The 13,886-nt window shown below is 30.5% G+C and carries 11 protein-coding genes; 1 reads left to right on the forward strand and 10 read right to left on the reverse strand.

Annotated features, from left to right (window positions below; translation table 11 throughout):
• The first annotated feature begins 18 nt into the window (after window positions 1-18).
• Window positions 19-576, forward strand: coding sequence for a hypothetical protein (locus ACNI28_RS03930; protein WP_419765724.1), 558 nt, complete (start codon window positions 19-21; stop codon window positions 574-576).
• Here the strand turns inward: ACNI28_RS03930 and ACNI28_RS03935 are convergent.
• The 10 genes from ACNI28_RS03935 to rplK form a co-directional block, all read right to left on the reverse strand.
• A complete protein-coding gene (locus ACNI28_RS03935; protein ID WP_419765725.1) occupies window positions 560-1,066 on the reverse strand; it encodes a GDSL-type esterase/lipase family protein in 507 nt (168 codons plus the stop codon). The genes ACNI28_RS03930 and ACNI28_RS03935 overlap by 17 nt on opposite strands.
• Before the next feature lie 137 nt (window positions 1,067-1,203).
• Entirely contained in the window at window positions 1,204-1,491 is a 288-nt protein-coding gene (locus ACNI28_RS03940) for a YciI family protein (RefSeq protein ID WP_419765727.1), read from the reverse strand.
• Between the two features lie 56 nt (window positions 1,492-1,547).
• Window positions 1,548-2,255 (reverse strand): EAL domain-containing protein, encoded by a 708-nt coding sequence (locus ACNI28_RS03945; RefSeq protein WP_419765729.1) that lies wholly within the window; start codon window positions 2,253-2,255, stop codon window positions 1,548-1,550.
• Between the two features lie 52 nt (window positions 2,256-2,307).
• A complete protein-coding gene (locus tag ACNI28_RS03950) occupies window positions 2,308-2,697 on the reverse strand; it encodes a hypothetical protein (protein WP_419765731.1) in 390 nt (129 codons plus the stop codon).
• A 36-nt stretch (window positions 2,698-2,733) separates the two neighbouring features.
• Window positions 2,734-7,260: a DNA-directed RNA polymerase subunit beta' gene (gene rpoC, locus ACNI28_RS03955; protein ID WP_419765733.1), complete on the reverse strand. Its 4,527-nt coding sequence runs from the start codon at window positions 7,258-7,260 to the stop codon at window positions 2,734-2,736.
• Window positions 7,253-11,398, reverse strand: coding sequence for a DNA-directed RNA polymerase subunit beta (gene rpoB / locus ACNI28_RS03960; protein ID WP_419765735.1), 4,146 nt, complete (start codon window positions 11,396-11,398; stop codon window positions 7,253-7,255). Before rpoB ends, rpoC begins: the two co-directional genes overlap by 8 nt.
• Before the next feature lie 172 nt (window positions 11,399-11,570).
• Window positions 11,571-11,945, reverse strand: a complete 375-nt coding sequence (rplL, locus tag ACNI28_RS03965) for a 50S ribosomal protein L7/L12 (protein ID WP_419765737.1) — start codon at window positions 11,943-11,945, stop codon at window positions 11,571-11,573.
• A gap of 51 nt (window positions 11,946-11,996) precedes the next feature.
• The gene (gene rplJ / locus ACNI28_RS03970) at window positions 11,997-12,485 is read right to left on the reverse strand and encodes a 50S ribosomal protein L10 (protein ID WP_419766446.1); all 489 of its coding nucleotides are present in this window, start codon (window positions 12,483-12,485) and stop codon (window positions 11,997-11,999) included.
• Between the two features lie 163 nt (window positions 12,486-12,648).
• A complete protein-coding gene (gene rplA / locus ACNI28_RS03975; RefSeq protein WP_419765739.1) occupies window positions 12,649-13,347 on the reverse strand; it encodes a 50S ribosomal protein L1 in 699 nt (232 codons plus the stop codon).
• A gap of 72 nt (window positions 13,348-13,419) precedes the next feature.
• A complete protein-coding gene (rplK, locus tag ACNI28_RS03980; RefSeq protein WP_419765741.1) occupies window positions 13,420-13,842 on the reverse strand; it encodes a 50S ribosomal protein L11 in 423 nt (140 codons plus the stop codon).
• Between the last annotated feature and the right edge of the window lie 44 nt (window positions 13,843-13,886).

Raw genomic sequence — 13,886 nt, forward strand, 5'->3', positions numbered from 1 at the left:
GTTACGCTATAATTATGAATGACATTTTATAACATACTTGATTTTATACTTATTGTAATCATCTCTTTTTTGATATATCACAGTTATATTCAAAAAAGCTATCTTAAGATATTTGAGTACTTCAAAATCTTTTTTATACTTACTATCTCAGCAAAACTTGCTGGCTTTACGGGAACACTACTTCAAAAGTTATATATTACAAAAGCTGATACCTATACTACTTTGATACTTATTGCCTTTATTATTAATATTTTGATATTGTATTTTGGATGGAATATTTTATTGAGAATTTTTACAAGTTTAATAAATAGTGAAAAAATCAAATCTTTTTTTGCAAAACTTTTTACAATATTAGAAGTGACAATTTTAACAACTTTTTTACTCTATATTTTAATGCAGTTTTACCCATCAAAAAAATATATTTATCCTTCAATAAAAAAAAGCTATATCTATCCAAAAATAGAGCACTTTTATTCTCATTTTTTAAATGCTGACTTTATAATTATGGTTTTAAATCAAGATACATCAATAAATCATAAAGAACTATTATTTAAAAGTTTTAAAAATAGTTTCTAAGCTCTCTAGCCCATGCAATATAAGCTTTTGTATTAAGATGTAAGCCATCTGTTGTAAACTCACTTAACAATGTCTCATCATCAGCTAAGAGCTTATTTAAATCAATAAATTGTAAATCATTATCAGCACAATAGTTTTCTAATCTTATATTTAACTCTTTTACTTTTTTATTAAAAGAGTTCATTTGAGTATAAAGTATTGATTGAACAAAAACTTCTGAAGATGATTTTTTTAACTCATTTAATATCAGCGCATAGTTTTCAAAGATTTTATCCAAACTTTTATAAGAATTCATGTCATTAATACCAATCATTAGATAAATATTTTTAGCATGTACTTCAATAGCCAAATCTAATCTTGATAAAATGTCCTTGGTTGTATCTCCATCATGACCTAAATTTATGACTTTTTTAGGATAAAGTAAAGTATCCCACTCACCTCTTGCTATCAAAGAGTCACCTAACATAATGATGTCAATATTATTTTTCATAATTACTCACTTAAGTCATAAAATATAGTATATTATACATATAAAGAGTTAAAGATAGTAAGTGAAGAAGTTGTTAATTAGATATTTTAAACATAAGTAGCTTTAGTAGATAAAGCTACTTATCTAAGTTGTAGGTGTTAAGCTTTTGGCATAACTTTTATAGGTACGATTTGAATCTCTTCCATATCCCAAACTCCACCTTTTACATAAGGCTCATTTTCTAGCCAATCATTAAAAGCATCTTCACTATCAAAGTTTGTTACTACAGATGAACCAACCATTACATCATCTTCAATTAATGCACAAGCACTTACAATCTTACCTTCAGCCATAAGTTTTTGTGTAGCCTCAACATGAGCTGGTCTTGCAGCCATTCTTTTTTCTAGTGCATTTTCATTATCATATGCTATTACTAAATATTGCATTTATTATCCTTTATTAAAATTTATTTTATCATTATATTCTTATAAAAAATGTAAGATTATCGAATTATATTATAATCTTTGAAATAATATCCTTGAACATAGTCACAGCCAAGTTTTTTTGCTAATTCTAAATCTTCTTTTGTTTCTATACCTTCAATTATTGACTTTTTGTTATTAACTTGTATAGTAAGTAGTAAGCCTTTTAAATAATGTATATAGTTTTTATTAGCTCTTATTTGCTTTATAAATGATTTATCAATTTTAATATATTGGGAATTGTTCATTATAAAAAAAGAGAACATTGAACCTTCTTGCCCAAAATCATCCAATGCTGCATTTATATTCATTTGCTTTAGCCAAAATGAAAAATCTCTCATACTCTTAGAACTTGACTCATCATCACTTCCATTTTCTGTTATTTCTACTACTATATCTTTTCTGTTATTTGTTAGAAAATTTTCCCAAAACTCTTTTTGTTCTTCAGTGATAAATATATCAGCATCAAAATTTAAAAAAAGCTTTTTATGAAATTCAAAATTTTTTATTTGTAATTGTTTATTTCGTTTTTCTAAATCAAAAAACAACTCATTATTGTGATGTAGTTGTCTAAATATTTCTTCAGTATTAATGATTTCCTTATCAATTTCAAATGTTGACAAAGCTTCATAACCATAAATCTCGTTATTGTTTATATCAATTATAACTTCATATTTTGTTTTGTATTTTGCATTTATTATTAAGTATTTAAATTCATATTTATTCATAAATAGAATATTATCTAATTTATTTTAAATTGATATTAATTATCAGTAATAGCTAAAATATCATGCCATTGGCTATGGCAAAAGAGGCTGGGTAAAGTAGTACATTGAAGTATCTAAAAAATGGTGTGATTTTAATATTTATTGGCATTACTTCATGTATTTCTAAACCAGAGTTTAGTTTTTGCATCATATTAATTTTAAATGCCATATCTAAAAACTTGATGACAATAATTGAACTCATCCAAAAGTTAAAATTGTTTAGATAAACAGCTACTGCAATAGCATAAAAAAAACTTGCATGTAAGATAAAATATATAAAAATATTTTTAATATAAATTTGATAGTTATTGTAAATCAATCCATAAAGATTGTCATGTTTTTGCCAATTTGATTCAAAAAGCTCAACAGCCATAAAAAGTAGGAGTAAGGAGAATAAATCCATTTTAAGTAAATAACAATAGAGCTAAAGCTCTATTGTCTATTCTTCTAAGTCTTTAAACTTAATTTTTTGATCTTTATAAAGACCAGTTCCTACTGGTATAGTTCTACCAATAACAACGTTCTCTTTTAAGTCTTCTAGCATATCCATTTTAGCTGAGATTGCAGCTTCTGTAAGAACTTTAGTAGTCTCTTGGAAAGATGCAGCTGAAATAATAGAATCAGATGTAACCGCAGCTCTTGTAATACCTAATAATAAAGGATCAGCAATCGCAGGTTCTCCACCTAATCTCATAATTCTTTTATTTTCAATTTGGAATCTTTTCTTAGAAACCATATCTCCAACGATGAATTTTGTATCTCCACCATCAAGAATAGATACCTGTCTTAACATTTGAGATAAAATAACCTCAATATGTTTATCAGCAATATTTACCCCTTGAGATCTATATACTTGTTGTACTTCAGAAACAATAAAGTAGTGAAGTGCTTTTTCACCTAAGATTCTAAGTACATCATGAGAAGCAACTTGCCCATCTGTTAGTGCTTCACCAGCATGAACAAACTCACCTTCGTGTACTAAGATTTGTTTAGATTTATCAACTAAATACTCAACTTTATTACCTTTATCATCTGTAACTATAATTCTTTGTTTGTTTCTTAAACTTTTTCCAAAAGAAATAATACCATCAAAAGATGCTAATACAGCGATATTTTTTGGTCGTCTTGCTTCAAATAATTCAGATACTCTTGGAAGACCCCCAGTAATATCTTTTGATTTTTGAGAAGCTTTTGGTGTTTTACCAATAATATCAGCAATCTCAACTTTTTGTCCTTCTGCAACAAAAAGTGATGTTTTAGGGTCTAGTGTATATCTAATTAGTTCACTATCATCAGTTGCCAATACAATTGTTGGTTTAAATCCTGCTGGAACATATTCATTAATTACTAATTTAGATGTACCAGTTAAATCATCAAATTGCTCAGATGCTGTAATACCTGGAATGATATCTTCAAATGTTACAGTACCAGCTTTTTCTGAAATAGTTGGGTTTGCATATGGATCCCATTCTGCAATTACAACTTGCTCTGCTTTTTCTGGTTTAGCAAGAATTGTATCTTTTTCAATCTCTGAACTATCATTTAATTCTAAAACAGAACCTCTTGAAATGTAGTGTCTTAATGCTTCTCTATCATCAGCATCAACAACTACTGCGAAAAGTCCTTTTTCAACAACTTTATGTCCTGCTTTAATATCATGTCTTCTCTCTAAATAATCCCCAGTTAATTTATAATATTTAACTGAACCTTTAGCTCCAGAGATAACATTAGTAGTAATTGGTGCACCATCTTGAACTTTTAATTCTGAAGCAAATGGGATTCTGTTTGGAACATTCCATCCATCTTTAATCATCTCAACAATAGATTCATTTTCTTCAACTTCTTCACCATCTGCATATGGTAAATATAATTTACCTTCGATTTTACCACTTACACCTGCAAGCTCATTTGCTCTTGCTACATCATTTTTTCTTAAGTAGAATTTCTTCTCTTCTTTTCCATTAGTAATTGTTAAAATTGTCTCTTCATGAAGAGTCTCAGTTGTAATTTTACCTTTAAATGGTGCATTTATTTTTGGCTCAACAAGTAAAATACCTGCATTTCTTCTATTTGCTACAATTATTTTATCAGCTTTAGAAACATAAGTTTTGATATTGTAATATCTAATAAACCCTTCTTTTTCAGCTCTTAATTCTCTTTCTGTTTGAGTTGCACTAGCAGTTCCCCCAACGTGGAAAGTTCTTAATGTAAGCTGTGTTCCTGGCTCACCAATTGATTGAGCAGCAAGTACACCAACCGCTTCACCTGGATTTGCTTTTCTTTGTTCACCAAGGTTTAGACCATAACATTTTGAACATAAACCATTTTCAATTTTACAAGTTAATGGAGTTCTAATTACTACTGATTTAACCTCTGATTCTTTTACAATTTTTGCATCTTCTTCAGTTATTAATGTACCTTCAGTAAATAGTATTTCATTAGATATTGGATCAATAATATCTTCTGCAATAACTCTACCTGTGATTCTCTCTTCTAAACTCTCAGTTAATTCATTACCACTTGATAAATCTGTGATTTCAATACCTTCATGAGTTCCACAATCTTCAGCAGTGATTCTTACATTTTGAGATACGTCAATTAGCTTTCTTGTTAGGTAACCAGCATTTGCAGTTTTAAGTGCAGTATCCGCTAACCCTTTTCTAGCACCGTGAGTAGAAATAAAGTACTCAAGTACGTTTAGACCCTCTTTAAAGTTAGAGATAATTGGTGTTTCAATAATAGAACCATCTGGCTTAGCCATAAGTCCCCTCATCCCCGCTAACTGTCTAATTTGAGCAGCAGACCCTCTAGCCCCTGAATCAGCCATCATATAAATAGAGTTGAATCCATTTTTATCAGTTTCAACAAGTTCCATCATCTCTCGACCAAGTTTATTATTAACTTCTGTCCAGATATCAATAATCTTATTGTATCTTTCTTGTTCAGTTAATAAACCTTGTGCGAACTGTTTTTGAACTTCAATAACTTCTTTTTTAGATTTAGCAACATGTCCTGGCTTAGTTTCTGGAACTCTAATATCATCAATAGAAACAGAAATACCTGCATCTGTTGCATATCTGAAACCTAAGTTTTTAAGATTATCTAAGAACTTTGGAGTTACTTCATATCCACCATGTTTGTAAATATAATCAACTAAAATACCAATATCTTTTTTCTTTAAAATTTTATTCCATAATTCTAAAGGAACAAAATCAGGTAAAATATTATGAATGATTAATCTTCCTACCGTTGTATGGATGATTCTATCTTCCATTTTTGTTCTAATTTTTGCATGTAAATCTACTTGTCCCATTTCTAAAGCAATAACTGCTTCATTTACACCCGTAAATAATTTATGCTCACCTTTAACACCATCTTTTGCTAATGATAGATAATAGATACCTAAAATCATATCTTGAGAAGGTACAGCAATTGCTCTACCTGATGCTGGTAAAAGGATATTCATTGAACTCATCATAAGAATCTTAGCTTCTGCAATTGCTTCTTGTGATAAAGGCACGTGAACTGCCATTTGGTCACCATCGAAATCGGCATTAAATGCAGAACATACTAATGGGTGTAACTGAATAGCTTTTCCATCAATAAGTGTTGGGTGAAACGCTTGAATTGAAAGTTTATGAAGAGTTGGTGCTCTGTTAAGTAAAATTGGATATTCATCAACAATTTCACTTAGACATTCCCATACTTCATTTGTTTCAGCTTCAATCATTCTTTTTGCTGATTTTAATGTAGTTGCATAACCTTTTTCTTCTAGTTTTGCCATTAAATGCGGTTTAAATAACTCTAAAGCCATTTTTTTAGGAATACCACATTGGTCCATATTTAAAGATGGTCCAACAACAATTACAGATCTACCTGAGAAGTCAACTCTTTTACCAAGTAAGTTTTGTCTAAATCGTCCTTGTTTACCTTTAATGATTTCTGATAAAGATTTAAGTGGTCTTTTATTTGCACCTTTTACTGCATTTGCAGTTTTACCATTGTCAAATAGAGCATCAACTGCTTCTTGAAGCATTCTTTTTTCATTTCTTTGAATAATTTCTGGTGCATCAAGTTCTGATAATCTTTTAAGTCTGTTATTTCTATTTATTACTCTTCTATAAAGGTCATTTACATCAGATACTGCAAACTTTCCTCCATCAAGTGAAACAAGTGGTCTTAAATCAGGTGGAAGAACAGGAAGTTGAGTTAACATCATCCACTCAGGTCTATTTCCAGAGTTAATGAAATTTTCTACTACTTTTAATCTTTTAATAATAGTTTTACTTTTAGCTTCTGATTTAGTAGATTTCATATCTTCTTTTAAGCTATGTAATAATTCCATTAAATCAAGATTTTCGAGTAAATCTCTTACAATTTGTCCACCCATATTAGCTTCAAAACCTGTATGTTCATAATGGTCATAAATTGTTCTATATTGTTCTTCATTTAAAATATCATATTTCATTACTTTTTTAGAATGTTCATTATCATAAAAAGCCTCACCTGGCTCATTTACAATATATGCTTCGTAGTATAATACTCTTTCTAAATCTTTTAATTTTACACCAAGTAATGTACCTATTCTTGTAGGTAATGAACTAACCATCCAAATATGAGCAACAGGAGATACTAAATCAATATGTCCCATTCTGTGTCTTCGCACTTTTGCAGAAGTTACTTCAACTCCACATTTTTCACAAACAACACCTTTATATCTCATCTTTTTGTATTTACCACAAAGACATTCGTAATCTTTTACTGGTCCAAAAATTTTAGCACAGAATAATCCATCTCTTTCAGGCTTTAATGTTCTATAGTTGATTGTTTCAGGTTTTTTAACTTCTCCACAAGACCAAGAAAGAATTTTTTCTGGACTTGCAAGTCTTAGTTGAAATGCTGAAAAATCTTGTGGTCTTTCTAACTCTTTAATCTCTATTGCTTCTAACACTGTATTTTTACTCATTATTTTCTACCTCGTCAAAAATCTCTACATCTAAACCTAAAGCTTTTAACTCTTTTGTTAATACAAAGAAAGTTTCAGGAACACCTGATTTTGGAACATTTTCACCATTTGAAATTGCTCTATAAGCTCTTGTTCTTCCTTCAACGTCATCTGATTTTGTTGTAAGCATCTCTTTAAGTACAGCAGTTGCTCCATAAGCTTCCAATGCCCAAACTTCCATTTCCCCAAATCTTTGACCACCAAATAGTGCTTTACCACCAACTGGTTGTTGAGTAACTAGTGAATATGGTCCAGTAGATCTTGCATGAACTTTTTCATCAACTAAGTGATGTAGTTTAAGCATATACATGTAACCCACATTTACTCTCTCTTTCATCTTATCACCAGTTTTACCATCAATAAGTTGAGTTTTACCATCTGTGTCAATTTTTGCTAATTCGAATAGTTTAATAAACTCATCTTCTTTTACACCATCAAAAACTTGTGTTGCAAATCTAACACCTTTTGTCCAGTCTTGAGCATGTTTGATTAACTCTTCATCACTTAAGTTAGCTAAGAATTCTTTTCCATGCATAAGTTTTGCAACATCAGCTATTTCAGTCATTTTAGCTCTTAATTCACTAACAAATTCTGTTCTTTTTGCGTCAAATACATCTTGAATCTGACTTCCTAATCTTTTACCAACTAATCCTAAGTGAACTTCTAAAATCTGTCCAATATTCATCCGCGATGGAACCCCTAGTGGGTTAAGAATAACATCTACAGTTGAACCATCTTCTAAGTAAGGCATATCAACTTGTGGTACGATATTAGAAACAATACCTTTGTTTCCATGTCGTCCTGCCATTTTATCCCCAACTTTAATTTTTCTCTTAGTTGCAACATAAACTTTAACTTGCTTGATTACACCTGATTGTAAAATATCATCATGTTCTAAAACTTCTAGTTTATCTTCATGATCTTTTCTTAATTGAGATTTTTGATTAATGAAATATTCTTTAATATCATTATACTTTTTCTCAATATCTTTAGAATAAGAAGATACTACTTTTTTCATAGCAAATCTATTTACACTAGATAATACATCTAATGGAATACTGTCACCTTTTTTATAAACAGTATCATCTAAGTCTACATCTTTTGATAAAGTTGCTTTTGATAATAAATCATTGATTTTTAAAATCTCTTCTCTATCAAGCATAAGTAATTTATCATGATGTTTTAAATCAAGTTCAGCTTTTTCTGATTCTATTTCTGCAACTGCTCTTGAATCTTTTTCATAGCCTTTTTTAGTAAATACTTTAACATCAACAACTGTACCTTCCATTGAAGTAGGACAGTAAAGTGATTTGTTAATAACATGACCTGCTTTTTCACCAAAGATAGCTCTTAATAGTCTCTCTTCAGGAGTTGGTTTAATTTCACCTTTTGGTGTAACTTTTCCAACCATAATCATACCTGATTTGATAAAAGTACCAACTTTTACGATTCCAGATTCATCAAGGTGAGTAATTGTCTCATCTTTAACACCTGGTAAATCTCTAGTAATCTCTTCATTACCATGTTTAAGCTCTCGACACTCTACTTCTTTTTCATAAATGTGAATAGAAGTAAATGCATCTTCTTCAATTAATCTCTGGCTTAATACAATCGCATCTTCGTAGTTATATCCATTCCATGGCATGAAGGCAACACAAGCATTAACACCAACTGCTAACTCACCTTTATCCATAGAAGGTCCATCAGCAATTACTTGACCTTTTTCAACTACTTCACCCTCTTGTACAGCAATTCTTTGCCCAAAAGATGTATTATTATTTGTTCTAACATTTTTATTTACATTATAATGGTCAATAAATGCACCATTTTCGTCTTCACCTCTAACATAAATATTTTTTGCATCAGCTTTTTCAACAACACCTGTTCTATCAGCTTTAATAGCTTCCCAAGCATCTCTTGCAACTGTTTTTTCTAAACCAGTTCCAACGATTGGAGCATTTGGTCTTAATAATGGAACAGCTTGTCTCATCATATTCGATCCCATAAGTGCTCTGTTGGCATCATCATGCTCTAAGAATGGAATTAAAGATGCAGCAACACCCATAACCATTTGTGAAGAGATATCAATTAAATCAACTTTAGCTCTTTCAACAATTAAAATTTCACCATCTTGTCTAGCTTCAATTAATGGCTCAACAATTTTACCATTATCATCAACTTTAGTAGAACCAGGAGCAATTAATAAACCCTCTTCTTGAGTTGCAGTTACATAAATAATTTCGTTAGAAACTACACCTTCTGAAACTTTTTTATAAGGAGCTTCAATAAATCCAAGTTCATTTACTTTTGCAAATGTTGATAAAGTATTGATAAGACCAATATTTTGACCCTCTGGAGTTTCAACTGGACAAATTCTTCCGTAGTGAGTTGGGTGAACATCTCTTACTTCAAATCCAGCTCTCTCTTTTACAAGTCCACCTTCACCAAGTGCAGAAAGTCTTCTTTTATGAGTAACTTCTGATAATGGGTTAGTTTGATCCATAAATTGTGATAATTGACCAGATGTAAAGAATTCTGTAATAGTTGATGTAATCATTTTAGAGTTAACTAAATCATGTGGCATAATATCTTCTAATGTACCAGATAATGTAGTCATTTTATCTCTAATTGCTTTTTGCATCTTGATTAAACCAGAATGCATTTCATTAGCAAGTAATTCACCAATAGCTCTAATTCTTCTGTTTCCTAAGTGATCTCTATCATCAATATGTCCATGACCTGCTTTTACTTTTACAAGGTATTGAACTGTTTTAATAACATCTTCATAAGTTAATGTTGTAACATATTCAGGAACATTTACACCTAACTTGTGGTTCATTTTCATTCTTCCCACTTTTGTTAAGTCATATCTTTCTGGATCGAAGAATAGCTTTTTAACGAAATCTTTAGCAGCTTCTTTAGTTACAGGTTCACCTGGTCTCATTACTTTATAAATTCTAATAGCAGCTAAATCATTTTCATCTTCTAATTGCTCAGTTTGCTTTAATAGTTTTAAAGACTCTGCATCTGCTGTAAATGCATTAATAATAGATTCATCAACACCGTGAGCTAAATCATTTGCAATATCAAAAGAGTCAAAACCTAAATCAAGTAATTTTTTTAATTTTAATTCATCTAAATGAGTTAAAGAATCAAATAAAACTTCTCCTGATTCTGGGTCAAATATTGTGCTTGCTGTACTTCTATCCATTAATAATTCAATTGGATATTCAACTAACTTTAATCCACCATCTTCTAAAGCTTTTGCTTTTCTTGCTGTTAGTCTTTTTCCTGCTCCAATGATTAAGTTACCTTTATCATCTTTAATATCAAACTCAACTCTTCCTGTAAAATCATCAGGATTAAATTCAGTTAAAAATTTATTATTTTTAATTTTGATATTTAAAATTGGATAGAACATTTTGATGATATCTTCTTTTGAATACCCTAATGCTCTAAATAGAATAGTTACTGGAACTTTTCTTCTTTTGTTGATTCTTACGTATAATACATCTTTTGCATCATATTCAAAATATAACCAAGAACCTCTATCTGGAATAATTTGACCAGTATAAATTAATTTATTTCCTGCAGTGTTTGATTCTTCTTCTTTAAAAATAACACCTGGAGATCTATGTAATTGGTTTACAACTACTCTTTCAACACCATTTACAATAAATGAAGTTCTCTCTGTCATTAAAGGAATTTCTCTTACGAATAAAGATTGTTCTTTCATATCTTTAACACCGATTTTTTCACCAGTTTTTTCGTTTAAGTCCCATAATGTTAATCTGATTTTGATTTTCAATGGAATAGAGTATGTAAGACCTCTAACCATAGCTTCTCTTACATCATATTTTGGCTTACCCACTTCACTTTCAATATAATCAAGAGTAATTCTACCTTGAGCATCATGAATTGGAAAAATTGATTTGAATACTTTTTCAATACCAGCATCAGTTCTCTCGTCTTTTCCTACCATTAAGAAGTTGTCATACGAATTTTGTTGTAATTGTAATAAATTAGGAATTTCAATATGTTGTGGATTTTTAGCAAAATCGACTCTAAGCCTATTACCAGATTTTAAAGAATTTAGCATAGTTCACCTTGTCTAAAATTTGATTTTTTTTGCTTTTTAGTATAAAGCACAAAAGCATCCTTAAAGGATAGGGTTAAAATTCCTTGGAATTTTAACCTTAGCCTTCAAAGATGCTATCTATATACAAGGCTCGTAAGCCTTGTATTACATAGAATGAATTACAAAAATGTAATTATTTTAATTCTACTTTTGCACCAGCTGCTTCTAATTCTGTTTTAGCTGCTTCAGCATCTTCTTTTGAGATACCTTCTTTAACAACTGCACCAGACTCTTCAGACATTGCTTTTGCTTCTTTTAATCCAAGACCAGTTAACGCTCTAATTGCTTTAATTACGTTAATTTTTTTGTCTCCAGCATCAAGAATAACTACGTTAAATTCTGTTTGCTCTTCACCAGCACCAGCTTCAGCAGCAACTGCTCCACCAGCAACTGCAACAGGTTGTGCAGATACACCAAATTTTTCTTCGAATTCTTTAACTAATTCAGATAACTCTAATACAGATAAACCAGAGATATATTCTAATACGTCTTCTTTAGAAATTGCCATTTCTTTTCCTTCTAATTTTTATTTTTATTTTTTTTAAATAATTGTCGCTTATTAAGCAGCCTCTTCTTCTTTTTTCTTTCTAAGAGCGTCAAGCCCAATAGTAAAGTTCGTAACTGGAGCCATCCAAGTAGCTGCAAGCATACCAAGAAGTTCATCTCTTGATGGTAATTTAGCAAATGCATTAACTGTCGCAAGATCAGCAATTTTACCTTCAATGATACCAGACTTAATTACAAATTTATCTTTGTTTGCAGATGCAAATGTATCAGCAGTTTTACAAGCTGAAATTTGATCTTCAGACCATAAAAAAATGTTTGTACCAGATAATTCAACATCACCTAGTTCTGCATTTTTAACAGCAACAGTAACAAGAGTATTTTTTGCAACTTGAACTTTAGTTCCATTGATTTTTGCTTCTTTTCTTAAAGATTCTAACTCTTTATGAGATAGACCTTTATAATCACAAACTACGATAGCTTGAGACTCTTTAAATTCAGAAGTTAAGAAATCAACGATTTCTGCTTTTTGTTGTTTAGTCATCATAATATATTTCCCCCTTTCAAAACATCCAACTTCGGCGGGATTTATTAGATACGGGGGTATCTAACCAGCTGTCTTCAGTTTTTTCTCAGTGCTTTGAATAACACTCAAAAATATTGATTATATCAACATATTTGAATGTTATTAAATAAGGAATAGTTCCTTATTTAATATCCATAACTTCTAATGTCTCTAATGAAATAGAAGGTGACATAGTTAATGAAATTGCTGCATTAGTAACAAATCTACCTTTTGCAGTTGAAGGTTTAGCTTTATTGATAGCTGCAATAAATGCTTCAATATTTTCTTTAATAGCTTCATTTGAAAAAGAAACTTTTCCAACTGCTGCTTGCATATTACCTTTTTTGTCAACTCTATATGTAACTTTACCACCTTTAGCGTCGTTAACAGCTTTTGATACATCCATAGTAACAGTTCCTGTTTTAGGATTAGGCATTAAACCTTTTGGCCCTAAAATTCTACCAATTTTACCAACCATACCCATACAATCAGGAGTTGCTACTAAAACATCAAAATCAATGTTTCCAGCTTGAATTGACTCAACTAAATCATCATTTCCAACAATATCAGCACCAGCTGCTTTTGCTTCGTCCATTTTAGTTCCCTTAGCAAAAACTGCAACTCTAACAGTTTTACCAGTTCCATGAGGAAGAACAACTGCACCTCTGATCATTTGATCAGCGTGTCTTGGATCTACATTAAGATTAAGTGCAACTTCAACACTTTCATCAAACTTTGCTGATTTTAATTCTTTTACACAAACAACTGCTTCTGCCAATGTGTATTTTTTATCTTCGATTTTTTCTATTAAACTTTTATATCTTTTTGAAACTTTTGCCATTTTACTCTCCGCAATTTATTTTTTTTTGCTACCGCCGTTTAAGCCTGGTGGTAAGGCTAATGAAAAGAAATATTATTCTGTTTCAATTCCCATAGATCTAGCTGAACCTGCAACTATTTTAGCAGCTTGTTCTCTATCATCTGTATTTAAATCTTTGATTTTCATATCAACGATTTCCATTACTTGGTCTTTAGTTAATTTACCAATTTTGTTTTTAAGTGCGTTATCGCTACCTTTTTTAACACCTGAAGCTTTTTTGATTAAGTCAGTCATTGGTGGTTGTTTAACTACAAATGTAAAACTTTTGTCTGTATAATAAGAAATTTCAACAGGAATATTAAAACCTGCTTTATCCTTAGTCTTTTCATTGAAAGCTTTACAGAATTCCATAATATTGATTCCTCTTTGTCCTAATGCAGGACCAACAGGTGGTGATGGGTTTGCAGCACCAGCAGGAATTTGAAGTTTTAAAACACCAGCTATTTTTTTAGCCATCTTTTCTCCTTTTAAATTTGTTGTTTAATGATTTAGACATTAGG

The sequence above is a fragment of the Arcobacter denitrificans (SeqCode) genome (genome assembly GCF_048571185.1).
In the GTDB taxonomy this organism is placed as follows: Bacteria; Campylobacterota; Campylobacteria; order Campylobacterales; family Arcobacteraceae; genus Arcobacter; species Arcobacter denitrificans.

Coding starts and splice junctions, on each gene's coding strand:
- rplK (WP_419765741.1), bottom strand. CDS start 13,842: ATGGCTAAAAAAATAGCTGGTGTTTTAAAACTTCAAATTCCTGCTGGT.
- rplA (WP_419765739.1), bottom strand. CDS start 13,347: ATGGCAAAAGTTTCAAAAAGATATAAAAGTTTAATAGAAAAAATCGAA.
- rplJ (WP_419766446.1), bottom strand. CDS start 12,485: ATGACTAAACAACAAAAAGCAGAAATCGTTGATTTCTTAACTTCTGAA.
- rpoB (WP_419765735.1), bottom strand. CDS start 11,398: ATGCTAAATTCTTTAAAATCTGGTAATAGGCTTAGAGTCGATTTTGCT.
- ACNI28_RS03930 (WP_419765724.1), top strand. CDS start 19: ATGACATTTTATAACATACTTGATTTTATACTTATTGTAATCATCTCT.
- rpoC (WP_419765733.1), bottom strand. CDS start 7,260: ATGAGTAAAAATACAGTGTTAGAAGCAATAGAGATTAAAGAGTTAGAA.
- ACNI28_RS03945 (WP_419765729.1), bottom strand. CDS start 2,255: ATGAATAAATATGAATTTAAATACTTAATAATAAATGCAAAATACAAA.
- rplL (WP_419765737.1), bottom strand. CDS start 11,945: ATGGCAATTTCTAAAGAAGACGTATTAGAATATATCTCTGGTTTATCT.
- ACNI28_RS03950 (WP_419765731.1), bottom strand. CDS start 2,697: ATGGATTTATTCTCCTTACTCCTACTTTTTATGGCTGTTGAGCTTTTT.
- ACNI28_RS03935 (WP_419765725.1), bottom strand. CDS start 1,066: ATGAAAAATAATATTGACATCATTATGTTAGGTGACTCTTTGATAGCA.
- ACNI28_RS03940 (WP_419765727.1), bottom strand. CDS start 1,491: ATGCAATATTTAGTAATAGCATATGATAATGAAAATGCACTAGAAAAA.